This window comes from Xanthomonas translucens pv. undulosa (assembly GCF_017301775.1).
Lineage (GTDB): Bacteria > Pseudomonadota > Gammaproteobacteria > Xanthomonadales > Xanthomonadaceae > Xanthomonas_A > Xanthomonas_A translucens.
Window position 1 is genome coordinate 3,549,526 of record NZ_CP063993.1, and the last position, 25,401, is coordinate 3,574,926.

Genomic DNA, 25,401 nt, shown 5'->3' on the forward strand with positions numbered 1-25,401 from the left:
ATAAAGATTAGGTCGCAATTATCCGTTGATCTTTATCTAGTTCTATCTGAGATATAAATCTAGGAATGGCCTGAGGTTCACGCCCTTCATCACGAAAATCTACGAGAGGTCAGGTCGGACTCTGAAAAGTGTTCATGTCGAAGCGCAGGAGGTCAGTGTCTTTTTGCGGGAGGTGGGGTCAGGTCAGTTGGACAAAGCCGCTCACCCAGGCCAAGCGCAAGGCGACGCCGACCGCGCGATCGGCGACGCTGTGCCGGCTCACGTTGAGTTCGGCCGCCTCGCCGAAGTCGTCGGTCTCGGTCAGCGGTGCGTCGGCGCAGGCCCGGAAGGTCTCGCTGCTCGAGCCGGTCCAGATACGGGCCTCCACTGTCCAGCAAGGCAGCTTCTCGCCCCACTCTGTGAACGTCAGCGCGACCAGGGACCAGTCCAGGCGACCGGCCTGTGCCGCCTGGTAGTTGTCGCCCTTGAATGAAAGCTGGTCACACCTGGGCCGTCAGAAAAAAATCGGGTTTGAGCTTACAACCCCGCTCAGCAATCCCGCCCGTCCCCATGCGCCTGCAGGGCCGCTTGTTCCGACTGAGGCGCCATCTGCACGGGCAGCTCCGCCGGTGCGTCGAACCAGGGGGCGTGCCCAACCGCCGTCTCCTCGGATCCGTCTTCCCATTCGTCGCGCGCGTCGTGCCACTCGTCGCGGATCTGCTCGAGTGTGTCGACCAGGGTGCGTTCGGCGGACGCCCGCTGTGCGGGGCTGAAGCACAGCGGCTCGCGCGGTACATCCGCCATCTCGACCTCGGCGACGGCGTGCACATCCGCTGCAGCCGGCGAGCGTTGGCCGGCGACCAGCTCGAAGCCCAGGGCCATCGCGCTTCGGCCGAGGCGGATCGCGTGCTGTTGGCCCCAGCCGAGCGCTCCGCTCGTGGCCATGAGGCCCTTGGACAGGACGTCGCCGGCCACCCGGCCGAAGAGCATGTAGGCTGCCGTGTAGCCGGCGGTCCCGGCGATGAAGCCCGAGGGGTTGCCCCTGGGGTCGTCCATGTAACCGTTCATTAGCGCGGCTGCGGAGAAGGGCAGGCCGATCGTCATGCCGCCGACCGTGTCGCTCACGCTGTCGTTCATCCCCGTGAGCGAGACATGCGGGCTCAGCGCTTCACAGAGCAGGAACGTCGACGAGACCACCGCATCGGCGATGAAGTCAGGTAGGGCCAGCCCGTCATTGCGCATCAGGGCGATGTTTGACCCGAGGACGGCGAAGGCGACGGTCGCCAGTGCGAGTTTTCCCTTCAGTTCGGGATTGTTCGCGAACGAGGCGTCCAGGGCCCGGTGCACCGCATCCAGGGGGCCCGAGCCATGGCTTGCGGCGACCGGGCGCTCCTGCCCCGTCCCGGTCGCTACGAGCCGCTCAAGGCCCGTCACGATTCTGGCCAGGTCCTGCTTGTAGAAGGTGAGCTGGCGGTCCATATGCGGCGTGATCCGCCCGTCCTGCTGGAACTCGCCGACGAAGCCGTTGACCTTGCCCAGACCCGCGCGCAGGTCGCCCACGATCCCCTCGATGGCTTCCTTGAAGCCGCCGGGAAGATCGTGTCTGCGGTTGAAAGCGCTGTTGAAGCGCAGCCGCGTGGAGTCCATCAGGTCCTGCCCCAGCCGCAGGCCGAACATCATCGCCCCTTGCGTCACCGCCGCGCCGGCGACGAAGCCGGCGTTGTGCTGCAGCGGCATGGCCTTGGCGTAGAAGGTGGGGACGGCATAGATCAGCGAGATGAAGAAGACCAGGCTGTGCCGGTTGATGGCGTGCTTCCTGAACAGCTTTGCGTCCGTTGTCGGGCGTCGCATGAGCGAGACCAGCTGTATCGCCGTGTAGGCGTAGGACGCGATGTTGAACGCAGCGTAGGTGCCCGTCTTCTGCGTGAACAGCGTTGCCAGCGGCAAGGGGTAGAGCAGCAGCGTCAGCGCGCCCTGGAACATCCGCTTCGCGGCGCTCGCGTCGTGCTGCAAGGTGTCGATGTCGGCCTCGAAGCTGGTCATGACCGGCTCAAGGTAGCGCCTGGCCTCGGCCAGGAACTTGGCCTCCTCCGGCGTCGCCGCTTGCTTGTCCAGGTGCGATCGCAGTTCATCGACCTTCTCGCTCATGGCGGCCAGCAGCGTCTTCGGCTCGGGGCATCCGGGCTCGGTGACCAGTTCGTTGCGCAGCTTGTCCACGAACTCGACGTCATCGAACTGCTGGACTTCCTGGACGACCGACAGGTTGTCCAGGAAGCTGGCGATCCGCGACGCGCAATCGCGCAAGAGCAGCCCGCTCTCGACGTCCTTCGTATCGCCGGGATTGGGCGGGCGCGGCGGCTGCGCCCCGGAACGCGCCGGGTGCGGGGGCAAGTCCCGGACGCCTTCGTCGTCCCCGATTTGCACGATGGCCGGCTGGACGTCGGGCGATGACGGCCGCCGGGTAGAGAGCGGCAGCAGATCCGCGAGGCGCGTCGTGGCGTTCGAAGCCGGTCCCGGGCGTGCGAGCGCTAGCGTGGCGTCCGTGGGCGACAGGGAGCCGCTGCCGGGTCCCGCTTCGATCTCGATGCCGCGGTCGGCGGATGTGGCCGCTGCGTGGGCGGATGACGATCCTTTGCCGGGAACCGGGTCGTGCGGATGCGCGGAAGTGGGAAGGCTTGCGGTTTTGATTTGCATGGTGGAGTCCTTGCGAGGAAGAAGGCGTCGAGCGCGCTCGCGTGCGAACCGGTGTCCCGTGTCCGGCGGTGGTTCAGCACGAAGCCGGCGTCCGCTGCGCCGGCGCAGCGGACGTAGCGCGGCGCGCGTACGCGACAGGCCCGGGCATCACCAGCGCCCAGGCCGCGGCGGAGGCCGTCGGCATGGCGGGGCTGGCGAGCATCGTGGGCCAAACATTCCGGGATGGCGAAGGGCGCAAGTGTCCACAGCGCCGGCGTGCCGAGCGCGGACGATCGCGAAGTGCTCGCCGCCGATCCGAAAGCGCCGCCGCGGATACGCACCGGCGATCGATCTCAAGCCGCGGCCGGACGCCCTCGCTCGCCCCGGGCGGCGGCGCGGCGCGCAAGCCGTCCATCGCCGACCCTTATTTACTCGTGCACCACCGCCACCGCGTTCTTGACGGCCAGGATCGTCGGCGACGATGGACACCGCGATCTGCGCGTGCGCACGCGCAGATCGAGGCCGACCGGTCCGTGCAGGCGCGCGATCTCGTGCGGCGCCAGGTCGAACAGCGCGAGTCGCTCCTTGCGGCGCGCGGTATTGGCCCGCGAGCCGAGAGCGCCCACATAGAACGCATCCGACTTCAGCGCCTCCAGCAGCGCCATGTCGCCCAGCTTCGGGTCTTGCGTCAGCGCGACGACGGCGCTGTGCGGGTCCAGCTGCAGGCACACAGCCATCAGTCGCAGGATCTGCGCTGGCGTGAGTGAATGGCAGCAGCCAGCTGAAGCCTCCCAGGTGGCGTGAGGAGCATCAATGCCGTGCAGTTCCAAGCTGGATTGTCGATGCCGGATTTTTTGGCGTCCTACGGCACTGAGGCCAAGTGCTACTGCGCGTTGTAAAGGTTGCGGTGGCCGCAGGGATTTCGCTGTCTCTCCTGTGCCGGGCGGACGCGGTCGCGTTTCAAGCGCAGTGCCGCGATCTATTACCCATGCAGCGTATGTCATCCGATCGTGCCATCGGGGCAGCTGAGCGGTGGATGGCCGCTTGTCGCTCGGCGTCGACGCCGACTTTGCGGGCGATAACGACGGATAGAACGCAAGGGCGCGTTACGGCCAGACGTCGTCGAGGCTGCGCCCCGCTCCTGCGCTGGAGCTTGCCAGCGCATCGCCCGTTGCATTGCCATCGCGGTGTCTGCCGATCCTGGCGCGCAAGCGCCTGTCAAACCCGTTTCATCTGCATCGTTTATGCTGAGCGGCCTAGTGAGCGCGAGCTCGTCGCCGGTTTCTCTCCGTGGTCGAACACAGTCGTCGCCGTTTCCTCGCCCGTGCGTCCCTGGCCCTCGGCGCCGGGGCGGTCATGCCATTGCTGCCCGCGGCGATCCGCAGTGCGCTGCAGGTGCCGCCGGCACGGGTCACCGGCACCGTGCAGGACGTGCAACACGTGGTGATCTTGATGCAGGAGAACCGTTCGTTCGACCATTACTTCGGCTGCCTGCGCGGCGTGCGCGGTTTCGGCGACCCACGGCCGTTACGGTTACCAAGCGGTCGTCCGGTCTGGTACCAGACCGAGGCCGGTAACGGTGATCGCTACGTGCTGCCGTTCCGCCTTAATAGCCAGACCAGCAGCGCACAGTGGATGAAGGACCTCAACCACGATTGGAAGGGGGCGCACGAGACCTGGAAGCACCACGATGCCTGGGTCGTACAGAAGAGTGCGATGACGATGGGGCATTTCCAGCGCGAGGACCTGCCGTTCTACTACGCGCTGGCCGATGCGTTCACCATTTGTGACGGTTACCACGCCTCGATATTTGGACCGACGCATCCCAATCGCATGTACCTGTTTACCGGGACCAGCGGACTGAGCGTCGGCGACTCTGGCGAGCAGGCGGTGAAGAATCGCGATGACGGCAATTGGACCGCGGAGATGGCGAACGATGGCCCTGATTTCCAGGGCTTTGCGTGGACCACGTATTCCGAGCGCCTGCAGCAGGCTGGTGTCAGCTGGCAGGTATACCAAGAGTTCGACAATTACGGTTGCAATATCCACCCGTATTTCGCCAACTTCCGCAATCTCGATCGCGCCTCGCCCCTGTACCGGCGCGGCCGCGCGATCGTGCCGGGTTCCACCGCCGAAAATGCCAAGGCCTCGCGCGGCGAGCACCTGGTCGCCGCGTTCGAGCGTGATGTGCGCAGCGGCAGCTTGCCTCAAGTATCGTGGATTGTGGCGCCGTATTTGCTTTGCGAGCATCCCGAGGCCACGCCGGCCTATGGCGAGTCGCTCAGCGCGCGCCTGCTGGAGGTGCTGGCGGCGTCGCCGGAGGTGTGGTCCAAGACCGTGTTCCTGATCAACTACGACGAGAACGATGGCTTCTTCGATCACATGCCGCCGGCGTTGCCGGCGACCGATCCGGCCATCGGTGCCAGCAACGTCGACTTGCGCGGCGAGGACTACCACCGGGTTCCGGTCGGCCTCGGTCCGCGCGTGCCGATGCTGGTGGTGTCGCCGTGGAGTCGCGGCGGCTGGGTCGATTCGCAGGTGTTCGACCACACCTCGGTGATCCGGTTCCTGGAGCGCCGCTTCGGCGTCGCCGAACCCAACATCGGCCCGTGGCGCCGCGCGATCGCCGGCGACCTGACCTCGGCACTGGATTTCGCCGGGCATGACGACGCTCGCGTCGCCTTGCCGGACACCCGCGACTTCATCGCCCGCGTCGATGCGACTGCAGCCTTGCCGGCGCCGCAGCGACCCGCGCAGCAGGCCTTGCCCGCGCAGGAGCCTGGCCAGCGCCCGGCGCGCGCGCTGCCTTACGATTTCGATGTGCGCCTGCAGGTGGGTCCGCAGCAACCGATGCTGCGGATGCTCAACCGCAGCACGGTCGGCGTCGCGCTGAACGCCTATGCCGATGGCGGCAGCGCCGGCCCGTGGTTCTATACGCTTGCGGCGGGCAGCGAATTGCACGATGCGCGCGACTGGCGCGGCGCGGCCGCCGATCCCGGCTACGCGTTGCGTGTGCACGGGCCCAACGGTTTCCTGCGCGAGTTCCATGGCGATGGCGTCGCCGACGTGGGGCTGCAGGCCGATGCCGACTACGACGTCGCCAGCCAATGCCTGCTGCTGGAGCTGTGCAATGCCGGTGCGCAGGCGTGCCGGCTGCGGATCCGCGATGCTTACCGCGGCGGTGCGGAGCAGACGGTCGAACTCGCGGCCGGCGCACGCCAGCGACTGCGCTTTCCGCTGGCGGCGCAGCATCATTGGTACGACCTGGATGTGGCGAGCGCGTCGATGCCGCAGTGGCGGCGGCGCCTGGCGGGGCATATCGAGACCGGCCGTCCGAGCATGAGCGATCCGGCGATCGGCCGCGCTGTCGCCGGGTAGCGATCGGCCCATTCGGTAAGGTGGCGTCGCACGCCATGTGTCGCGGCTGAAGCCGCTCCTACAAAACCCGGGCACTGCGCGCTTTTGTAGGAGCGGTTTCAACCGCGACGAGCGGCATGGTGAATCTTCCGGCCTGGGATGCCGTCGGGACTGAAGTCCCTCCCATAGTGCACCCGGTGAGTCGGCCGTGAGCCACCTGTGGGAGCGACTTCAGTGGCGACGAACGAAGCGACAAACCCGGCCGCAGCCGATACCGTCGGGACTGAGGTCTGTGCGTCCAGCCGGCCCCTCGCGCAGCTGCGGGATCGGGCCATCAGCGGCGAGCGACTCCGGGCTCAGCACCGCCTCCAACGGCACAACGCACAATCGAAAAAGCCGCCAGATGGCGGCTTCATGCGTGTGGCGTTTTACCTCGCTAACGCAAGGCGCCGCCGCTGCTTCCTCAACGGCGGCGCGATCGCCTTCCCTGGCGCTGCGTCAACTCAGAACTTGCCGCTGAAGGTGACGAAGAACTGGCGCGGCGCGCCGGCCATCAGCGTCTGGTTGTAGCCGTTCGGATCGGAGACGACGTAGCCGTTGGTGCCGACGGTAGCGAAGTAGCGCTTGTCGAACAGATTGGTGACGTTGGCGCTCAGGCCCAGGTTCTGGAACATGCCGACTTCGCCGAAGTCGTAGCCCGCGCTCAGGTCGAAGCGCCAGTAGCTCGGCACCGACGAGTCGTTGAGGTAGCTGATGTAGCGGCGGCCGGTGTACTTGCCGTCCAGCGCCGCGTGCCAGCCGGCGTTCTCGTAGGCCAGGCTGCTGGAGAACATCCACTCCGGGATGCCGACCACGCGCTTGCCCGAGGTGGCCACCACGCCGCCGTTGAGGTAGTCGTCCTGGTAGGTGGAGTCGTCGTAGGACAGCGAGTTGAGCCAGCGCAGCTGCGCGATCGGGCGCCACATCACCGCCAGGTCGGCGCCCTGGCTACGCACCGAGCCGACGTTGTTGAGCGTGGCCGCGCAGGTCTGGATCGCGGTGCACGGCGAGGTCACCAGCAGGCGGTCGTCGAAGGTGGTGTGGTACAGCGCCAGCGATGCCTCGATGGCGTCGCCGCGCACGCGGTAGCCCAGTTCGTAGGTCTGCGCGGTTTCCGGCTGCAGCGAGTGCTTGATCGCGTCGAACGCCGCCTGCGATTCCTGGAACGGGGTGAAGCCGAAGCCTGCCATGTTCTTGTTGTAGGACGCGTAGATTTCCTGGTGCTCGTCGAACTTGTAGTTCACGCCCACCTGCGGCAGCAGGTCCGAGTCGGCCTTGATCTCGCCGACCGCGTAGGACGTGGTCGGCACCAGCGACTGCGAGGTGGCGTCCACCTGCAGTTTCTTGGCGCCGACGTTCACGGTCAGGCGGTCGTCGAGCAGGCGCAGCGTGTCCTGCGCATAGAACATGCGGGTGTCGGTTTCGTAATGCTGGGCGAAACCGCGTGCGAACCGGGTGCTGGACTTATTGAAGTAGTACAGATCGGTGAACGGGCCATCGAGCAGGAAGTAGTTGCGCTCCTGCACGGTCTTGGCGTTCTGGTACCAGCCGCCGATCTCGATCTCATTGCCGGCGACGGTGAAGTTCAGCGACGCGGTGACGCCATGCCGGTTGAGGCGATAGTCGGTGGTGCGCATCGACAGCGGCACCGTGGCCGAGGACGCCACGTACGGCGTGGTCCATTGGCCTTCGCCATTGTTGTCGTGGTAGTAGCCGGTCAGGTTCAGCGTGGTGTTGCCGCCCAGGTTGAACGCGCCGCTGAGCGCGGCCAGGTTGTCGTCGCGCAGGCCGGCGCCGGAGTAGTACGTGGCGTCGGCCTTGCCGTAGTTGGCGGGCAGGGCGTTCAACGCCGCCGGGTAGCTGCCGTTGCCGTTGAGCGCATTGGCGATCTGCACCGCGCTGTTCCAGTCCGGCATCAGGTAGTCCCAGTTCCAACCCAGCGCTTTCTGCGAGGTTAGCGACAGGTCCATGATGTCGTATTCCTTGCGCTTGGAGCTGTCCAGGAACAGGCCGACGCGGTTGCCGTCGCCCCACTGGTACAGCGCCTTGACGTTGGCCTGGTTGTATTCGTTGTTGCCGTAGCCTTTCCACTTGTCCACTTCGCCGTGCACCAGCGAGGTGTACATCGAGAAGCCGTTGATGTCGCCGGTGTCGCCGCGCAGGTAGGTGCGGCGGGTGGAATCGGAGCCGAAGGTCTGGCTGAAGCGGATGCCCGGCGTGGCGTCCGGATCGTCGGAGTAGTAGCGCACGGCGCCGCCGAGGTTGCTGCTCGAGGCGGTGCCCAGGGCGCCGGCGCCCTGCGACAGCTCCACCGAGCCCACGTTCTCGGAGATGATCGCGCGGGTCACCTGCAGGCCGTCGCTGACGCCGTAGCTCATGGTGCCCAGCGGCACGCCATCCAGGGTGAAGCCGAGCCGGCTCTGGTCGAAACCGTGCAGGCTGATCGCGGTCGACCACTCGTAGGAACCCCATGCATCGGCCGACTGGAACTGCACGCCGGGCAGCTTGTCCAACACCTTCAGCGCGCTGGTGCCGGGGGCGGTAGTGCCGATGTCCTCGCGGGTGATGCGCTGCACCTGGCGGGTGGTGCCGGTGGACACCACGGTGATCGCATCGAGCATGGTCGCATCGCCGTTGCCGGCGGTGGCCGTGGCCGCGGCGTCGGCCGGTGCGGTCTCGGCCACTGCGGCGAAGGCCGGCAGCGCGGATGCGACGGCCAGCACCATCGCATGCAGGCGCAGGGTTGTGGAGGAGGCGGTCATCGGAATTCACCAAGATAAAATGAGGGAGGCGTCGGGACCCAGCGTGCGATGCGTGACAGCCAACACACGGCCTGTGCGGCCCGCTCGCCACGATGCAACGGTTTTGTGAACGTTTCGGGGCGGTTCCGTGTCGGCTGTGGGACAGCGTGTCTGCAGATACCCATGGCCGAGCGGGCATACCAAGGCCGCTCACGTGCCGCCGCCACGGTCGCGCGCGAGAACGATCGGGCATGGCAGCGACCTCGCAGCGCCGACGGCGCAACGTATGATGCCGGGCCAGCCACCGCCGTCGCGCCTCGATGAAGCTCGCCATCCTGTCCCGCAACACCAAGTTGTATTCAACGCGGCGCCTGGTCGAGGCCGGCCGTGAGCGCGGGCATACGGTGCGCGTGCTCGACCCGCTGCGCTGCTATATGCGCATCGCGGCCGGGGCCTTCACCATGCATTACAAGGGCAAGCCGATCACCGGCTACGACGCGGTGATCCCGCGCATCGGCAATTCCGTCACCCGCTACGGCACCGCGGTGCTGCGTCAGCTGGAAATGATGGGCGTGCGCACGCCCAATCCGTCCGATGCGATCCTGCGCGCGCGCGACAAGCTGCGCGCGCACCAGCTGCTGGCGGCCAAGGGCATCGACATGCCGATGACCGTGTTCGGCGACAACCCCGACGACACCGGCGATCTGCTGTCGATGCTGGGGCCGCCGCCGCATGTGGTGAAGTTGAACGAAGGCACCCAGGGCGCCGGGGTGATCCTGACCGAGAAGACCAGCGCCTCGCGCGGCGTGGTCGAGGCGCTGCGCGGCCTGTACGCCAATTTCCTGGTGCAGGAGTTCATCGGCGAGGCCGAAGGCGCCGATTTGCGCTGCTTCGTGGTCGGCAACCAGGTGGTCGCGGCGATGCGCCGGCAGGCGCCGGAAGGGGACTTCCGCTCCAACCTGCATGTGGGCGGCAGTGCGCAGTTGGCCACCGCCAGCCGCGGCGAGCAGGAGGTGGCGGTGCGTTCGGCCAAGGCCCTGGGCCTGGGCGTGGCCGGGGTCGACCTGATCCGCGCGCGGCGCGGCCCGCTGGTGCTGGAGGTCAACTCCACCCCCGGCCTGGAAGGGATCGAGGCGGTGTGCGGGCTGGATATCGCCGGCAAGGTCATCGAACACCTCGAAGCCAGTCTGATTCGAAAGAAATCAGTGAGTTAGGCCGATATTCGCTCCTGCGTTCTGGCTTAACACGGCTTTAATTCCCACCTGCGTATGCTTTCCCGGACCGCAGCTCTGCCCTCCTCAGCAGGAACGGTAATCGGGATATATTTTCGGCCCAAGCGGCGTCGCCGCTTGGGCCTTTTTGTATGCGCAGGTCGGCGGCGGCGGCGACGCACCGAAACCCCGCTACGCGCAACTTGCGGCCCCGCTCGCGGGGCGGCTACAGTGTGATCCACACCACCCATTGCGCAGGGACGGGGATGCAGCAGGTGATCGGTTGGATCCTGGGGATGGCGCTCGCGTGCAGCGCCGCGGCGGCGCCGAAAGGTGAGGCGCCCATGAACGTGAAGAAATCGTTCGCACAGCAACTCAGTACAATTCGTCAGCCGTTGGACGATGGCAAGACCTATTCCGAACGCGGTGCAGAAAAATCGCAGCAAGGTGGAAGCCGCGCTGTCGCACATGGCGACGGTGCTCAATTCCTATGCCAACGTCGATACGCTGCGCAAGGAAGACACGGTCGTGCTGTTCAACGATCAGGGAACGGTCAACACGCTGCTGTCCAAGGCGTCATTGGACAGCAGGCTGATCTGCAGGCGCGAAGCGGTCGCCGGATCGCTGCGCGCCACGACGTAATGCAAGACCGTGGCGGAACGCCGCCGCGACAACGAGGATGCGCAGGAATCGATGCGGCGCAATCCAACTGGCAAGTACGACTGACGGGGTAAATGTTGGTGCGAATTCTAGTGATCGAAGACAACAGCGATATCGCTGCCAACCTGGGCGACTACCTCGAAGACCGCGGGCACACGGTGGATTTCGCCGCCGACGGCGTCACCGGCCTGCACCTGGCGGTCGTGCACGAATTCGATGCGATCGTGCTCGACCTCAACCTGCCGGGCATGGACGGCATCGAAGTGTGCCGCAAGCTGCGCAACGAAGCGCGCAAGCAGACCCCGGTGCTGATGCTCACCGCCCGCGACTCGCTGGACAACAAGCTGGCAGGCTTCGATTCCGGCGCCGACGACTACCTGATCAAGCCGTTCGCGCTGCAGGAAGTGGAAGTGCGGCTCAACGCGCTGTCGCGCCGCGGCAAGGGCGTGCACACCCGCGTGCTTGAGACCGGCGACCTGGAATACAACCTGGACACGCTGGAAGTGCGGCGCCAGGGCAAGCTGCTGCAGCTCAACCCGACCGCGCTGAAGATCCTGCAGTCGCTGATGGAAGCCTCGCCCGCGGTGGTGACCCGGCAGGAACTGGAAACCCGCGTGTGGGGCGAGGAACTGCCGGACTCGGACTCGCTGCGCGTGCACATCCACGGCCTGCGCGCGGTGGTGGACAAGCCGTTCGAGGTGCCGATGATCCAGACTCGCCACGGCATCGGCTACCGCATCGCCGCGCCCGATGCCTGAAGCTGGAGAGTTGCCGCGGGCGGTGCGGCGGCGCGGACGCTACCGCCGCCGCCTGCGCAGCCGCATCATCCTGTCCTTCGTGCTGTTGGGCTTCGGCCTGACCGCACTGTTCGCGTTCGCCACCAACTGGGCGCGGGCGCGGGTGGAGAACCAGCTGGTCGAAGACGTGATGAATCGCAATATCGACGCCTTCGCCCAGCGGTTTTATTCTGACCGAAGTCGCAATCCGGATCTGCCAGTCCAGCAGATTCGCGCATTTGTGTTCACCCGCGACAAGTTCGACCGTGTGCGGCAGGAGCGCCCTGATTGGGCGCGACTCCCTAACGGCAACCACAACATTGTCGGACTGGACGAACATGGAGACCCGTTCGCCTACAAGCTGGCGGTGCGCAAGACAGATAGCGAGTGGTTTTTCCTCGCATATGACATGACGCAAACGCTGCGTAGCGAAGTTCAACTCAAGCGCGCACTGCTGCTCTCGGTGCTGGTGTTCAGTGCGCTGTCGCTGGTGATCGGCTGGTGGTCGGCGTCGCGGGTGATGCGCCCGGTTTCCGATCTGGCTGCGCGGCTGCGCGCCTACCGCGGCAGCAGCGATCCCAAGCCGCTGGCGCCGCATTTCCCCGACGACGAGGTCGGCCAGCTGGCCGAAGCGCTCGACGACTATTCGGCCCGGCTCACAGAGGTCGTGCAGCGCGACCGCGAGTTCAACGCCGACGTCAGCCACGAGCTGCGCACGCCGCTGGCGGTGATCCGCGGCGCCACCGAACTGCTGCTGACCCGTCCCAATCTCGATGAGAAGGTGTTGCAGCGCCTGCAGCGCATCCAGCGCGCCGAACAGCAATGCAGCGACCTGATCGGCTCGCTGCTGCTGCTGTCGCGCAACGAGCGCGGGCAGGGCAACAGCAACGTGGCCAAGGTCGCCGAACAACTGATCGAGTCGCACCGCGCGCAGCTGGGCGGCAAGCCGCTGCAACTGCTGCTGGAAGGCGAGCGCAACCTGATCATCGACGCGCCGGAGTCGGCGCTGTCGGTGGCGCTGGGCAACCTGATCGGCAACGCGGTCAAGTACACCCAGGAGGGTCAGGTGGTGGTGCGGGTGCTGAGCGATGCGGTGCAGGTGATCGACTCCGGCCCCGGCCTCAGCGCGGAAGACGCCGCCAAGCTGTTCCAGCGCGGCTACCGCGGCACCCACGCCGGACATTCGCAGGGCGGCGGCATCGGCCTGTCGATCGTCAGCCGCCTGTGCGACCTGTACGGCTGGCAGGTCAACGTGCGCCCGGGCGCCTCCAAGGGCGTGGTGGCGACGCTGTGGTTCAGGCCGGCATGACCGACCGAGCTCGGACGAGCGCCGGCTTTTGTAGGAGCGGCTTCAGCCGCGACCGGGCTTCACCAGTAAGATCCGGTCGCGGCTGAAGCCGCTCCTACAAAAAACGCATCGCCGGGTCGGAACTACTTATGCGAGCTTGGCCGCCGCCAATGCGCGGTACTGCCGATCCAGCGCATCCGCCGCGTCCTGCAACCGCTCGGCATCGCCATCGTTCACCACCACATCGTCGGCGATCGCCAGCCGCGCCGCGCGCGTGGCCTGCGCCGCGATCATCCGCTGCGCCAGCTCGGCGCTGATGCCGTCGCGCTGCATCAGGCGCGCATGTTGCGTCGCCTCGGGCGCATCGACCACCACGATCCGGTCCAGCCACGGATACGCGGCGCGCGCGCCGACTTCGGTCAACAGCGGGATCGCCGCCACGGCATAGGGGCTGGCGGCCTCGCGGCAGGCTTGCTGCAGCAACGCGCGGATCGCCGGATGGGTGATCGCCTCCAGGTCGCGGCGCGCCACGGGATCTTCGAAGATGCGCTGGCGCAACGCGGCGCGGTCGAGGCTGCCGTCCTCGCGCAGAAGTTGCGTGCCGAAATGGATCACGATCTGCGCAAGCGCCGGATGCCCCGGCGCGACCACCGCGCGGGCGGCCACGTCGGCATCGGCCACCACGATGCCCTTGGCCTCGAAGCGGCGGCTCAGCGCGCTCTTGCCGGAGGCTACGCCGCCGGTGAGGCCGACGATGAAATCGCTCACCGCGCCGCGCCGCTCAGCGCAACCCGGACCAGCGCATGTAGGTCTCGATGATTTCCGTACCCCAGAAGAACACGATCCAGCCGGCAATGGCCAGATACGGGCCGAACGGAATGGGCGTGGCCCGGTCGCGGCCCTTGGCCGCCAGCCAGATCGAGCCGAGCACCGCGCCGACCAGCGAGGAGATCAGGATCGTCGGCAGGATGCCCTTCAGCCCGCACCAGGCGCCGATGGCCGCCAGCAGCTTGAAGTCGCCATGGCCCATGCCTTCCTTGCCGGTGATCTGCTTGAACAGCCACCACACCGACCACAGCGACACATAGCCGACCGCCGCGCCGAGCAGCGCCGGCTTGGCCGGCATGTACAGATTGTCCATGCTGCCGACCAGGCCCAGCCACATCAGCGGCAAGGTCAGCTGGTCCGGCAACAAGCGGGTGCGCAGGTCGATCCCCGACATCGCCACCAGGAAGCAGCTGAACACGATCGCGCCGAACCCCTGCCAGCCGAAGCCGAAGCGCCAGACGCTGGCGGCCACCAGCAGGCTGGTCAGCATCTCCACCAGCGGGTACTGGATCGAGATCGGCGCATGGCAATGCCGGCACTTGCCGCGCAGGGCCAGCCAGCTGAACAGCGGGATGTTCTCGAACCAGGACAGCTTGTGCTTGCAGTGCGGGCAGTGCGACGGCTCGACCACGATCCCGGGCGGCGGCGGATCGTAGAGGTCCGGCAGCTCCAGGATCTCGCGCGAATCGCGCTTCCACTGCCACTCCATGCGCTTGGGCAGGCGCAGGATCACCACATTGAGGAAACTGCCTACCAGCAAGCCCAGCCCCGCCGCCGCGGGAAAGCCGAGGCCGGGGTGTTGATCGAGAAATGCCATTAATGCTTATCCAACGACGGAGGCCAGCTTGAAGATGGGCAGGTACATGCCGACGACCATGCCGCCGACGATGGTACCAATGAACACCATGATCAGCGGTTCCAGCAGGCTGCTCAACGCATCGACCGCATTGTTCACTTCCTGCTCGAAGTACTCGGCCACCTTGAACAGCATCGCATCCAGCGCACCGGCTTCTTCGCCGATGGCGGTCATCTGGATGACCATGTGCGGAAACAGGTTGGCCTGCTTCATCGCCACGTTGACGGGGTAGCCCACCGACACGTCGTCACGCATGCGCAGCACGGCCTTTTCGTAGACGCTGTTGCCGGTGGCGCCGGCGACGATGTCCAGCGCTTCCACCAACGGGACGCCGGCGCGGAAGGTGACGCCCAGTGTCCGCGAGAAGCGGGCCACGGAGCTGTTGTGCATGATCTGGCCGATGATCGGCACCTTCAGAATCAACTTGTCCATGCCGTGCTGCATCGACGGCGAGCGCTTGTAGGCGAAGATGAAGCCGACGATGCTGCCAACCAGCACGATCAGCAGGAGCAACCAATAAGCCACCATAAAGCGTGAAGCGGCGACGATCATCTGAGTGAATGCGGGTAACTCTGCGCCAAACCCTTTGAAGACATCCTCGAATTGCGGGACCACCCACACCAGCAAGATCGAGCTGACCAGCAGCGCCACACCCATGACCGCGGCCGGATAGAACAAGGCTTTCTTGATCTTGCCCTTCAGCGCCTCGGTGTTTTCCTTGTAGGTGGCTACCGTCTCCAGCACGGTTTCGAGTACGCCGGCGCCTTCGCCGGCCTTGACCAGGTTGCGGTAGAGTTCGTCGAACTGGACCGGATGCTTGCTGATCGCTTCATAGAGCGACGAGCCGCCTTCGATGTCGGTGCGGACCTGGCCCACCATCTTCTTCATGCGCGGGTTCTTGTGCCCGCTGCCGATGATTTCCAGCGATCCCACGATGGGGACGCCCGACTTCATCATGGTCGCCATCTGGCGGCTGAAGAAGGCAATGTCCTTCGCGCTGATCTTGCTGCCGGCGGCGCCGAACAGGGGCTTGGGTTTCGGCTTGACCACCGACGGCGTGATGCCCTGGCGGCGCAATTCCGCACGCAGCAGGTTGGCGTTCTTGGCGGTCTGCTCGCCCTTCATCTTGATGCCGCGCTTGTCCGTCCCTTCCCAGACGAACGGGACCTGCTGGCTGGTATTGCGTGCGACGGGTTCTTTGGATACTGCGCTACGAGTTGCGGACATCAGCTGTACTCCCCGTCCAGCCATCCCCAGGCGGACACGCTCTGCATGGTATCGGTTTCCGCGGCGGCTGGCATCCGTGCCCCTGGCACAAAGCCGTCACCCGGTAGCAGGGGGGGGGGGGCAAAATTCCGTCGAAGTGACGCTGGGCGTCACTTTGCGACCTATTCCGGCACAGAGGAAGGCCCGTCGCAGATATCTTCTTTGCCCCTATCCGAGGGCATTCCATGAGGCATCATGCGCTCCGGGGAGCAGAGGGCGCGCGTGGGGAAGTTGGCACGCGGCCTGCTTGCATTACCCGCACGTGGCGCTCTGCCGCGCGGCGCTCGAGGGGTAGCAAGCTCCGCGGGCCGAGTGTCTGCCAACTTACACACCATCTCTAGGGGATTCACTATGAAGAAGCAACAGGGCTTTACGCTGATCGAACTGATGATCGTGGTCGCGATCATCGCCATCCTGGCCGCCATTGCGCTGCCGATGTATCAGGATTATGTTGCCAAGTCGCAAGCTACGGCTGGTTTGTCTGAGATCACCCCAGGCAAGACTCAGGCTGAGGTTTTGTTGAACGAAGGTAAGGATATTGCCGCGCCAACTGACATTGGTCTTAATACCCCAACAGATCGTTGCACCATTACGGCAACCGGTACTGCTTCTGCTGGCACTGCATCCATTGCGTGCGCCCTTAAGGGTAATTCAAAAGTTGCAAGCGGCACTTTGACTCTCGCTCGTACCAATGATGGTAAGTGGGCATGTTCTTCTGCTGGCTTAGATACCAAATATATCCCGACCGGTTGCACTGCTACTTCTGCCAAATGATTGTTGATTGCAATTGATAGTCAAAAAACCCCGCTCAAGCGGGGTTTTTTTATCATTATTGTGGAGGTGGTGTGTATAAGCAAAGAGGTTTTAATCTTGTGGAGTTGATGGTGGTTATCTCAATCGTTGCCATGCTTGCTGCAATTGCCATGTCCCTATATGAAGATTTCGTTGCGAAGGCCCATGTGGCTGCGGCATTGGCTGAGATTAGGTCAGGCAAAACGACGATGGAAGCTGTTGCTCAAGATGGCCGAGATGGTAGTTTGGTGAATCGAGATTACATTGGCCTTGTTAATTCTAGTCAATGTTCATCGATATGGGCCACATTGGCATCTGATGGTGTGGGAGAAATAGGATGTGCTGTTATAGGGTCTGGGAAGGTATCGGGACTCACCATTAAATTGAAGAGGTCATCCATGGGGGTATGGACTTGTGATGCTTCGGCATTTAATTTGAAATACAGGCCAAGTGGTTGTGGATAGTTGACACAAGATTGGTGCGAACTTCGCTGTTTAAATGGTCGCCGATTTCCTCCGGAACAAAGGGGTCAGAGTAAATATCCGTTTGAACTTCGCTGTTCAAGCGCTCGCCGATTTATTGGGTCGTCCTGGCGGCTGGATACACAACGTGCGATTCAGTGTTGGGGCTGCCATGGCTTGCAAGCGGGGATGGCCAAGCGCGCGTTCCTGTTGAAGATGCAGGCGAATGGCTTGCAACCCGTCGTCCGCGACGAAAGTTGAACCTGCCTCCCAGGTTGCTTTCCCGCGGGACGTGCTGGAACGACCGATGCGTTATTCTTGCCCGGGTAGCCTAGGGGGGCCATATGAACGCTGTGACATCCGCCAATCTCGTCGGCATCACCGGCATCGCGCGCCGCCTGGTTCAGGATGGCGCGCTCGAGGAAACGGCTGCGCGGACCGCGATGGCGCATGCCGCCGAGGCCAAGATCCCGCTGCCGCAGTGGTTCTCGGACAAGAAGCTGGTCACCGCGGCGCAGCTGGCCGCCGCCAATGCGCTGGAGTTCGGGATGCCGTTGCTGGACGTGTCGGTGTTCGATGCCAGCCAGAGCGCGATGAAGCTGGTCAGCGAGGAGCTGTTGCACAAGCACCAGGTGCTGCCGCTGTTCAAGCGCGGCAACCGTCTGTTCGTCGGGATGAGCAATCCGACCCAGACCCGGGCGCTGGACGACATCAAGTTCCATACCAATCTGACGGTCGAGCCGATCCTGGTCGATGAGGACCAGATCCGCCGCACCCTGGAACAGTGGCAGGCGAGCAACGATGCGATCGGCGACGCGCTGGGCGACGACGACGAGGCCATGGGCAGGCTTGAGGTCGGTGCCGGCGACGAGGACATGGGCAGCGGCGGCGAGACCGGCGTCGATGCCAAGGGCGACGATACGCCCGTGGTCAAGTTCGTGAACAAGATGCTGGTCGATGCGATCCGCCGCGGCGCGTCGGACATCCATTTCGAGCCGTACGAGGACGATTACCGGGTGCGCCTGCGCATCGACGGCCTGCTCAAGAGCGTGGCCAGGGCGCCGGTCAAGCTCAACCAGCGCATTGCGGCGCGGCTCAAGGTGATGTCGCAGCTGGACATCGCCGAGAAGCGCGTGCCGCAGGACGGACGCATCAAGCTCAACCTGTCCAAGAGCAAGCAGATCGATTTCCGCGTCAGCACGCTGCCGACCTTGTTCGGCGAGAAGATCGTGCTGCGTGTCCTCGACGGCAGCGCGGCCAAGCTGGGCATCGACAAGCTCGGCTACGAGCCGGAGCAGCAGAAGCTGTTCCTGGACGCGATCCACAAGCCCTACGGCATGGTGCTGGTGACCGGCCCGACCGGTTCGGGCAAGACGGTGTCGCTGTACACCGCGCTGGGCATCCTCAACGACGAGACCCGCAACATCTCCACCGCCGAGGATCCGGTGGAAATCCGCCTGCCCGGGGTCAACCAGGTGCAGCAGAACAACAAGCGCGGCATGACCTTCGCCGTGGCGCTGCGCTCGTTCCTGCGCCAGGATCCGGACATCATCATGGTCGGCGAAATCCGCGACCTGGAAACCGCGGAGATTGCGATCAAGGCGGCGCAGACCGGGCACATGGTGCTGTCCACGCTGCACACCAACGATGCGCCGCAGACCATCGCGCGGCTGATGAACATGGGCATCGCGCCGTACAACATCACCAGTTCGGTGACGCTGGTGATCGCGCAGCGGCTGGCGCGGCGGTTGTGCAACACCTGCAAGCGCCCGACCCAGCTGCCGCACAATGCGCTGCTGGCCGAGGGCTTCAGCGAGGCGGAAGTGGCCGCCGGCATCCAGCTGTACGAGGCGGTGGGCTGCGACGAGTGCACCGAGGGCTACAAGGGCCGCACCGGCATCTATCAGGTGATGCCGATGAACGACGAGATCGCGGCGATCGTGCTGCAGGGCGGCAACGCGATGGACATCGCCCAGGCCGCGCAGAAGATCGGGGTCAAGGATCTGCGCCAGTCGGCGCTGCTCAAGGCGCGCGCCGGCATCACCAGCCTGGCGGAGATCAATCGCGTGACCAAGGATTGAGTGCGGGCGTCAGCGAAATTCCGGATCGGCTTCTTGCGGATTGATCTGGTCGATGCATGCGTCGAACACCGTCTGCAGCGGAACATGATCGCAGCGGACGGCTGCAATGCAGGCTTGTACCCATTGGGTCGCGTCGATGCGTCGCCATGCAACGGCTAGTCCGTTGAGCAGCAGCTAGTGCTCGAAAAATAGGCGCTGGGTGCGTCCGTTGCCTTCCCGGAATGGATGCACCATGTTCAATTCGCCGTAGAACTCGGCGATCAGGCGGATCTGTTCGGGACGGGAGAGTGAGCCGAGATCGGTTGCATCGAGCGCACTCAGCAAGCGGTTGGTTTCAGGTTCGATACGGGCGCTGTTGCAGAATCTTGTCGTGCCCTTGGCGATGTCCACGGTTCTGAGCGTGCCTGCCCATTCATAGACTTCGTCGAACAATTGGCGATGCAGGCTGCATAGGTACGCGAGATCGAACGGTGGTGCGTCGATCTCTATGGTTTCGAGCGCAGTGGCAGCAAAAGCTGCTTCGGCTGCTTGCAATGTGTCCGGGTCGATGATGTTCAGCTTGTTTCTTAGAACACCGGTGCCGGGGTAGCAGGCAGGGTCGTCCGAAACCGCGTACTTGCTGCTCATCCGCGCAGCGCGGTCACCAGGTATTTCTTGCGCAGCGCGTCCTTACTGGGCAAGGGGGCAAGATTGTCCATCGCCGTGGCGGTGGTCTTGATGCCTTCCAGCCGTTGGCTGGCGGCGAAATTTTCCCGGCGGGTCGCGTGGTAGTGCAGAACGAGCGTCTCGCGCTCGAGCTTTTTCATGGCTGTTCCCTTCGGTGCCGTGCTTGCTCATTATACCGGACTGGGCAATGGGCCGGGATTCGGCCTTTGGCATTGGCGATTCGCAAGAGCGGAGCAGCGGCTCTTCGTTCTGGCCTTGATCCGAATTTTTTACTTGGGCCGAATTCAGGGGCGGGAATCTCAATCCCGATTCCCCATTTCTGGCGCTTCTACTCCATCCCCAGCTTCTTCAGTTTGTAGCGCAGCGCACGGAAGGTGATGCCGAGCTGGGCGGCGGTGCGGGTCTTGTTCCAGCGGTTCTCTTCCAGCGCCTTCTGGATCGCGGCGCGCTCGAGCTGTTCGATGTAGGAGGGCAGGGCCGAGGAGGTCGGGTCGATGTCGACCACGCCGGGCGGCAGCGCGGGCGCGGCTTCGGCCGCGACGCGGGCGCTGTTGCCGGGCTGCGGCAGGTGCAGATCGGCGGCGCTGATCTGGTCCTCTTCGGCCATTGCCAGGGCGCGCTCAAGGATGTTCTCCAGTTCGCGCACGTTGCCAGGGAAGGGGTAGCGGTTCAGCGCGTCCAGCGCCGACGGCGACAGCAGCGGGGTGGCCCGGCCATGGCTCTTGGCCAGCCGTGCCAGGATCGCCGCGGCCAGTTGCGGCAGGTCGCCGCCGCGGTCGCGCAGCGGCGGCACGCGCAGTTCGATCACATTGATGCGGTAGTACAGGTCGTGGCGGAAGCGGCCGTCGGCGACCAGGTCGGCCAGGTCCTTGTGCGTGGCCGAGAGGATGCGCACGTCGGTGGGTACCTCGATCGAGGCGCCCACCGGGCGCGCCGATTTCTCCTGGATCGCGCGCAGCAGCTTGACCTGCATCGCCAGCGGCAGCTCGGCCACTTCGTCCAGGAACAGCGTGCCGCCGTGCGCGGCCTGGAACAGTCCGGCCTGGTCGGCATGCGCGCCGGTGAAGCTGCCCTTCTTGTGGCCGAAGAATTCGCTTTCCATTAGTTCGGCCGGGATCGCGCCGCAGTTGACCGGCACGAACGGCCCGGCCGCGCGTGCGCCCTGCTCATGGATGGTGCGCGCGACCAACTCCTTGCCGACGCCGGATTCGCCGAGGATGTAGACCGGCGCCTGGCTGCGCGCGACCTTGGCGATGGTGGCGCGCAGCACGTCCATTGCCGCCGAGGCGCCGAGCAGGCGGCTGGCCTGTTCCGGCGGCGGCGCTGGCGGCGCGGCGCGTTCGCGGTTGTTGAGTTCCAGCGCATGCTTGACCAGGCCGCGCAGCACGTGGAGGTCCACCGGCTTGCTGACGAAGTCGAAGGCGCCGGCCTTGAGCGCTTCCACCGCCAGGTCCATGCTGCCGAAGGCGGTGATCATCGCCACCGGCGTGCGCGGGTAGTGGCGGGCGATCTCGCTGACCAGTTCGATGCCGTTGCCGTCGGGCAGGCGCATGTCGGTGATGCACAGGTCATAGGGATTGCTCGCCAGCAGTTCGCGGGCTTCGGCGAGGTTGGCGGCGGTGCTGATGCGCAGCCCCATCCTGCCCAGGGTCAGCACCAGCAGTTCGCGGATGTCGCGTTCGTCGTCGACGACCAGGGCGCTTCGGGTTTCGTTCATGTGCGGAAAAGATAGCCCAGGTGGGAGGGGAGCGCCAAATCATCGGCGCGGCAGGGTGTTCGGTGACGTGCGTCTCAACCCGAGAGCATGGTGTGCGGGCCAGGCAAGGCCACGCGGAAGCAGGCGCCGCCGGCCGGCACCGGGACGTATTCCAGGCGTGCCTGGTTGGCCCGGCACAGTTCGCGTGCGATATACAGGCCCAGCCCGGTGCCGTGCTCGGAGGTGGTGAAGAACGGGCGGAACAGCTGCGCGGCCACCGCTTCGGGAATGCCGGGGCCGCGGTCCATGACATCGACGATGGCATGGCGTTCCTGCATCGCCACGCGCAGCCGCACCCGCGCCGGTTCCTCCATCACCCGGCCGTACTTGAGCGCGTTGTGCACCAGCGCGCTGAGGATCTGGTGCAGGTGCTTGGGATCGACCAGCGCGTGCACCGGCTGCGGGGCCAGGATGGCTTCCAGGCTGTCGGTCTCGATCGACAGGGTCTGCCGGTATTCCAGCACGAAGCGGCGCACGAACACGCCCAGATCCAGGTTCTCCGGATTGGAGCGCTCGCGCCGGGCCAGCCCCAGCACGCTCTCGACGATGCCGTTGGTGCGTTGGCACTGCATGTGGATGATCTGCAGCAGGCGGCGGTCGGTATCGCCGATCGCCGGCGACTCCTCGAGCAGCTGCGAGGCGTAGCTGATCGCGGCCAGGGGATTGCGGATCTCGTGCGCCAGGCTGGCCGAGAAGCGGCCCAGCGCCGACAGGGTCAGTGATTCGGCGCGCCGCGACACCACCGTCGCATCGTCCAGGAACACCAGGGTCAGGTCGCCTTCCCTCAGCAACCGGGCGAAGCGCGGCTGCACCTCGTGCTGGTCCGGCGACAGCTGCAGCGGGGTTTCTTCCTGGTTCCAGCCGTTGCGCCAGCGCTGCAGCCGCTTGCCCAGTTCCGGCGCGGCGCTGAGCAGATCCAGGCGGCCGCTGGCGCTGTTGCCGTCGGCGTCGCCGAGCAGGGCCGAGGCGGCCTCGTTGGCCAGGGTGACGCGGTTCTGCGCATCCACCACCAGCACCCCGGTGCGCATGCGGCGGATGATCAACTCGTTGATTTCGTAGAGATTGGCCACTTCGGCGCCGCGCCGGTCGGCCAGCCGCTGGCTGCTGCGCGCGCGCTGCCCGATCTGGTGGCAGATGTAGGCCACCGCCAGGTAGCTGGTGGCGAACATGGCCAGTTCGGCCAGGCTGCGGGTGCTCTCGCCACCGTCCAGCGAGGTCCACAGGTATTCCAGCAGGGTGGCCGCGGTGGCGCTCAGGGCGACGCCGAGGCCGTAGCGCAGCGGCAGCAGCATCGCCGCGGCGGCGACGTTGAACAGCAGCATCATCGCAATGCCGGCGCTGGCCGCCGGCAGCGCGTGCGCGGCCAGGGTGGCCGCGGCGATGTCCGCGGTCGCGCTGCAGAACACGATCGGGATCAGGTGGCGTTCGTTGCGGCCCCACAGCAGCAGCAGCAGCGCCACCAGCAGGTAGGCGCCGGCCAGCCCGACCGCCAGTTGCGGGAACCGCGGCTCGCCGACCAGCACGCTCAACGGGCTGAACACCAGCGCGGCGATCAGCCCGGCCACCAGCACCCGGTACAGCGCGAAGAAATACAGTTCGCGGCGCGGGATGGACTCGATGCGATCGATGAGCGAGGCGCTTGTGGTCAAGCCGGACTCCAGCCAGGCGATGGACGGCGGGAGTATAGGGGGCGCGCCGTGGAATGCGATGGCAGGGGCGCGATCGGGGCGCTGGCTTCCTTGCGGAGGCGCCGTTTTGCGCGCGCCGGACCGGGGTTTTTGCGCCGCCGCCCAGGGTCGGCCACAATATGCGGCCCGTGCGTACCATTCGGCCCCCATCCCAGGGCCCGGATCGCTGCGCGACGGTCGTTCCTTTTCCCACGGTGACGCATGAATTTCCACGAATACCAGGCGAAACAACTGTTTGCCGACTACGGCATCCCGGTCCCGGCCGGACGCGTCGCGTCCACGCCCGAAGAAGCTGTCGAAGTGGCCAATGCCCTGGGCAATGGCCCCTGGATGGTCAAGGCCCAGATCCACGCGGGCGGCCGCGGCAAGGCCGGCGGCGTGAAGTTCTGCAAGACCACCGACGACGTCAAGGCCGCGGCGGCCAAGATGCTCGGCACCTCGATGGAGACCTACCAGTCCGCCGGCGTGGCCCTGCCGATCGGCCTGGTGCTGGTCACCGAGGCCGGCGAGATCGCCAAGGAACTGTACCTGTCGGTGCTGGTGGACCGCGGCACCCAGTCGATCACCTACATCGCCTCGTCGGAAGGCGGCGTGGACATCGAGCAGGTCGCCGCCGAGACCCCCGAGAAGATCCAGTCGCTCAACGTCAACTTCGTCGAAGGCCTGCAGCCCTACCAGGCGCGCGAGATCGGCTTCAAGCTCGGCCTCAACGCCAAGCAGGCCAACCAGCTGGCCAAGATCATGGGCGGCCTGTACACCCTGTTCAACGAAAAGGACCTGGCGCTGGTCGAACTGAACCCGCTGGCGATCCTGGACAGCGGCGACCTGTACGCGCTCGACGGCAAGGTCAACTCCGACGACAACGCCACCTTCCGCCACAAGGATCTGGCCGCCATGCGCGACAAGACCCAGGAAGACGAGGCCGAAGTGCGCGCCAGCGAGTACGACCTTAACTACGTGACCATGGACGGCAACATCGGCTGCATGGTCAACGGCGCCGGTCTGGCCATGGCCACCATGGACGTGATCGCGCTCAATGGCGGTGCGCCGGCCAACTTCCTGGATGTCGGCGGCGGCGCCACCAAGGAACGCGTGACCGAGGCGTTCAAGCTGATTCTGTCCTCGGATAAGGTCAAGGCGATCTTCGTCAACATCTTCGGCGGCATCGTCCGCTGCGACATGATCGCCGAGGGCATCATCGCCGCGGTCAAGGAAGTGGACGTCAAGGTGCCGGTGGTGGTGCGTCTGGAAGGCACCAATGTCGAGGCAGGCAAGAAGCTGCTGGCCGACTCCGGCCTGGCCATCACCCCGGCCGACGACATCAACGATGGCGCCAAGAAGGTCGTCGCAGCCGTCGCTGCCTGAACCCACGAGACTAGGAAGAATTCATGTCTGTTTTGATCAATAAGAGTACGAAAGTCATCGTGCAGGGCTTCACCGGCCAGCAGGGGACTTTCCACGCGACCCAGATGGTCGAGTACGGCACCCAGGTGGTCGGCGGCGTGACCCCGGGCAAGGGCGGCACCACCCACATCGACCTGCCGGTGTTCAACACCGTGCGCGAAGCGGTCGACGCCACCGGCGCCGATGCGTCGGTGATCTACGTGCCGCCGCCGTTCGCGGCCGACGCGATCCTGGAAGCGGCCGCGGCCGGCATCAAGGTCATCGTCTGCATCACCGAAGGCATCCCGGTGCTGGACATGCTGCGGGTCAAGAACGTGCTGAAGTCGCACCCGGACGTGACCCTGGTCGGGCCGAACTGCCCCGGCGTGATCACCCCCGGCGAGTGCAAGATCGGCATCATGCCGGGCCACATCCACATGCCGGGCAAGATCGGCATCGTGTCGCGTTCGGGCACGCTGACCTATGAAGCCGTGAAGCAGACCACCGCTGCCGGCCTGGGCCAGTCCACCGTCATCGGCATCGGCGGCGACCCGATCAACGGCCTGAACTTCGTCGACTGCCTCAAGCTGTTCAACGAAGACCCGCAGACCCAGGGCATCATCATGGTCGGCGAGATCGGCGGCGACGCCGAGGAAGCCGGGGCCGAGTACATCAAAGCCCACGTCAAGAAGCCGGTGGTCGGCTTCATCGCCGGCGCCTCGGCCCCTCCGGGCAAGCGCATGGGCCACGCTGGTGCGATCGCTTCGGGCGGTTCGGGCACCGCTGCCGGCAAGTTCGCGGCAATGGAAGCCGCTGGCGTCAAGACCGTCCGTTCGCCGGGCGACCTGGGTGCGGCGATCGCTTCCCTGGTGAAGTAAGCGACACGCGGTCCGGTGTGCT

At 65.4% G+C, this 25,401-nt stretch carries 20 protein-coding genes and 1 pseudogene; 10 read left to right on the plus strand and 11 right to left on the minus strand.

All coding sequences use genetic code 11. The features are described from left to right. Window positions 1–187 precede the first annotated feature (187 nt). The 3 genes and pseudogenes from ISN38_RS15105 to ISN38_RS20450 form a co-directional block, all read right to left on the minus strand. Window positions 188–469 (minus strand): annotated as a pseudogene (locus tag ISN38_RS15105) (hypothetical protein); the annotation flags it as partial. 59 nt (window positions 470–528) lie between these two features. Further along, on the minus strand, window positions 529–2,673 hold the full coding sequence (gene xopAA / locus ISN38_RS15110) for a type III secretion system effector XopAA (protein WP_003466419.1): 2,145 nt from the start codon (window positions 2,671–2,673) through the stop codon (window positions 529–531). Window positions 2,674–3,080: 407 nt separating this feature from the next. Further along, window positions 3,081–3,656, minus strand: a complete 576-nt coding sequence (locus ISN38_RS20450; protein ID WP_080627628.1) for an XdhC family protein — start codon at window positions 3,654–3,656, stop codon at window positions 3,081–3,083. A 286-nt stretch (window positions 3,657–3,942) separates the two neighbouring features. Between ISN38_RS20450 and ISN38_RS15125 the strand changes: the two genes are divergently transcribed. Then, complete coding sequence (locus ISN38_RS15125; RefSeq protein ID WP_206711872.1) at window positions 3,943–6,030, plus strand: phosphocholine-specific phospholipase C; 2,088 nt, start codon at window positions 3,943–3,945, stop codon at window positions 6,028–6,030. A gap of 482 nt (window positions 6,031–6,512) precedes the next feature. Here ISN38_RS15125 and ISN38_RS15130 read toward each other — a convergent pair whose 3' ends face one another. Then, on the minus strand, window positions 6,513–8,810 hold the full coding sequence (locus ISN38_RS15130; RefSeq protein WP_003466412.1) for a TonB-dependent receptor: 2,298 nt from the start codon (window positions 8,808–8,810) through the stop codon (window positions 6,513–6,515). 299 nt (window positions 8,811–9,109) lie between these two features. Between ISN38_RS15130 and rimK the strand changes: the two genes are divergently transcribed. From rimK to ISN38_RS15150, 4 genes are all read left to right on the plus strand, one after another. Then, window positions 9,110–10,003 (plus strand): 30S ribosomal protein S6--L-glutamate ligase, encoded by an 894-nt coding sequence (gene rimK / locus ISN38_RS15135; RefSeq protein WP_047325195.1) that lies wholly within the window; start codon window positions 9,110–9,112, stop codon window positions 10,001–10,003. Between the two features lie 423 nt (window positions 10,004–10,426). After that, entirely contained in the window at window positions 10,427–10,642 is a 216-nt protein-coding gene (locus ISN38_RS15140) for a hypothetical protein (protein WP_241753949.1), read from the plus strand. 98 nt (window positions 10,643–10,740) lie between these two features. After that, the gene (locus ISN38_RS15145) at window positions 10,741–11,418 is read left to right on the plus strand and encodes a response regulator transcription factor (RefSeq protein WP_003466405.1); all 678 of its coding nucleotides are present in this window, start codon (window positions 10,741–10,743) and stop codon (window positions 11,416–11,418) included. Beyond that, complete coding sequence (locus ISN38_RS15150) at window positions 11,411–12,745, plus strand: sensor histidine kinase (protein ID WP_058359046.1); 1,335 nt, start codon at window positions 11,411–11,413, stop codon at window positions 12,743–12,745. Before ISN38_RS15145 ends, ISN38_RS15150 begins: the two co-directional genes overlap by 8 nt. 126 nt (window positions 12,746–12,871) lie before the next feature. Here ISN38_RS15150 and coaE read toward each other — a convergent pair whose 3' ends face one another. Genes coaE through ISN38_RS15165 form a run of 3 tightly spaced genes read right to left on the minus strand, consistent with a single transcriptional unit; the run spans window position 12,872 to window position 15,635 of the window. Continuing rightward, on the minus strand, window positions 12,872–13,492 hold the full coding sequence (coaE, locus tag ISN38_RS15155; protein ID WP_206710333.1) for a dephospho-CoA kinase: 621 nt from the start codon (window positions 13,490–13,492) through the stop codon (window positions 12,872–12,874). 13 nt (window positions 13,493–13,505) lie between these two features. Next, on the minus strand, window positions 13,506–14,369 hold the full coding sequence (locus tag ISN38_RS15160; protein ID WP_003477103.1) for a prepilin peptidase: 864 nt from the start codon (window positions 14,367–14,369) through the stop codon (window positions 13,506–13,508). Window positions 14,370–14,375: 6 nt separating this feature from the next. Further along, the gene (locus ISN38_RS15165; RefSeq protein WP_206710334.1) at window positions 14,376–15,635 is read right to left on the minus strand and encodes a type II secretion system F family protein; all 1,260 of its coding nucleotides are present in this window, start codon (window positions 15,633–15,635) and stop codon (window positions 14,376–14,378) included. 390 nt (window positions 15,636–16,025) lie between these two features. On the opposite strand from ISN38_RS15165, the gene ISN38_RS15170 reads away from it, so the two are divergent. The 3 genes from ISN38_RS15170 to pilB all read left to right on the plus strand — a co-directional run bounded on the left by ISN38_RS15170 (window position 16,026) and on the right by pilB (window position 19,008). Further along, window positions 16,026–16,448, plus strand: coding sequence for a pilin (locus ISN38_RS15170; RefSeq protein WP_081320414.1), 423 nt, complete (start codon window positions 16,026–16,028; stop codon window positions 16,446–16,448). Between the two features lie 71 nt (window positions 16,449–16,519). Next, window positions 16,520–16,930, plus strand: a complete 411-nt coding sequence (locus ISN38_RS15175; protein ID WP_081320415.1) for a pilin — start codon at window positions 16,520–16,522, stop codon at window positions 16,928–16,930. A 341-nt stretch (window positions 16,931–17,271) separates the two neighbouring features. Next, the gene (gene pilB, locus ISN38_RS15180; protein ID WP_206710335.1) at window positions 17,272–19,008 is read left to right on the plus strand and encodes a type IV-A pilus assembly ATPase PilB; all 1,737 of its coding nucleotides are present in this window, start codon (window positions 17,272–17,274) and stop codon (window positions 19,006–19,008) included. A 174-nt stretch (window positions 19,009–19,182) separates the two neighbouring features. Here the strand turns inward: pilB and ISN38_RS15185 are convergent, their stop codons facing one another. From ISN38_RS15185 to ISN38_RS15200, 4 genes are all read right to left on the minus strand, one after another. Then, on the minus strand, window positions 19,183–19,635 hold the full coding sequence (locus ISN38_RS15185; RefSeq protein WP_230812364.1) for a Fic/DOC family protein: 453 nt from the start codon (window positions 19,633–19,635) through the stop codon (window positions 19,183–19,185). Beyond that, window positions 19,632–19,814, minus strand: coding sequence for a YhfG family protein (locus ISN38_RS15190; protein ID WP_068873434.1), 183 nt, complete (start codon window positions 19,812–19,814; stop codon window positions 19,632–19,634). Before ISN38_RS15190 ends, ISN38_RS15185 begins: the two co-directional genes overlap by 4 nt. Window positions 19,815–20,002: 188 nt before the next feature. Further along, a complete protein-coding gene (locus tag ISN38_RS15195; protein WP_058362147.1) occupies window positions 20,003–21,391 on the minus strand; it encodes a sigma-54-dependent transcriptional regulator in 1,389 nt (462 codons plus the stop codon). A 74-nt stretch (window positions 21,392–21,465) separates the two neighbouring features. Beyond that, window positions 21,466–23,079 carry a sensor histidine kinase gene (locus ISN38_RS15200; RefSeq protein ID WP_058361135.1) on the minus strand — a complete coding sequence of 538 codons (1,614 nt, stop codon included), beginning with the start codon at window positions 23,077–23,079 and terminating at the stop codon, window positions 21,466–21,468. A gap of 240 nt (window positions 23,080–23,319) precedes the next feature. Between ISN38_RS15200 and sucC the strand changes: the two genes are divergently transcribed. Then, entirely contained in the window at window positions 23,320–24,483 is a 1,164-nt protein-coding gene (sucC, locus tag ISN38_RS15205; protein ID WP_003466374.1) for an ADP-forming succinate--CoA ligase subunit beta, read from the plus strand. Between the two features lie 23 nt (window positions 24,484–24,506). After that, window positions 24,507–25,379, plus strand: coding sequence for a succinate--CoA ligase subunit alpha (gene sucD, locus ISN38_RS15210; RefSeq protein ID WP_003466372.1), 873 nt, complete (start codon window positions 24,507–24,509; stop codon window positions 25,377–25,379). The last annotated feature ends 22 nt before the right edge of the window (window positions 25,380–25,401 follow it).

Coding starts and splice junctions, on each gene's coding strand:
- xopAA (WP_003466419.1), bottom strand. CDS start 2,673: ATGCAAATCAAAACCGCAAGCCTTCCCACTTCCGCGCATCCGCACGAC.
- ISN38_RS20450 (WP_080627628.1), bottom strand. CDS start 3,656: ATGACATACGCTGCATGGGTAATAGATCGCGGCACTGCGCTTGAAACG.
- ISN38_RS15130 (WP_003466412.1), bottom strand. CDS start 8,810: ATGACCGCCTCCTCCACAACCCTGCGCCTGCATGCGATGGTGCTGGCC.
- rimK (WP_047325195.1), top strand. CDS start 9,110: ATGAAGCTCGCCATCCTGTCCCGCAACACCAAGTTGTATTCAACGCGG.
- ISN38_RS15150 (WP_058359046.1), top strand. CDS start 11,411: ATGCCTGAAGCTGGAGAGTTGCCGCGGGCGGTGCGGCGGCGCGGACGC.
- ISN38_RS15160 (WP_003477103.1), bottom strand. CDS start 14,369: ATGGCATTTCTCGATCAACACCCCGGCCTCGGCTTTCCCGCGGCGGCG.
- ISN38_RS15165 (WP_206710334.1), bottom strand. CDS start 15,635: ATGTCCGCAACTCGTAGCGCAGTATCCAAAGAACCCGTCGCACGCAAT.
- ISN38_RS15170 (WP_081320414.1), top strand. CDS start 16,026: ATGAAGAAGCAACAGGGCTTTACGCTGATCGAACTGATGATCGTGGTC.
- pilB (WP_206710335.1), top strand. CDS start 17,272: ATGAACGCTGTGACATCCGCCAATCTCGTCGGCATCACCGGCATCGCG.
- ISN38_RS15185 (WP_230812364.1), bottom strand. CDS start 19,635: ATGAGCAGCAAGTACGCGGTTTCGGACGACCCTGCCTGCTACCCCGGC.
- ISN38_RS15190 (WP_068873434.1), bottom strand. CDS start 19,814: ATGAAAAAGCTCGAGCGCGAGACGCTCGTTCTGCACTACCACGCGACC.
- ISN38_RS15195 (WP_058362147.1), bottom strand. CDS start 21,391: ATGAACGAAACCCGAAGCGCCCTGGTCGTCGACGACGAACGCGACATC.
- sucC (WP_003466374.1), top strand. CDS start 23,320: ATGAATTTCCACGAATACCAGGCGAAACAACTGTTTGCCGACTACGGC.
- sucD (WP_003466372.1), top strand. CDS start 24,507: ATGTCTGTTTTGATCAATAAGAGTACGAAAGTCATCGTGCAGGGCTTC.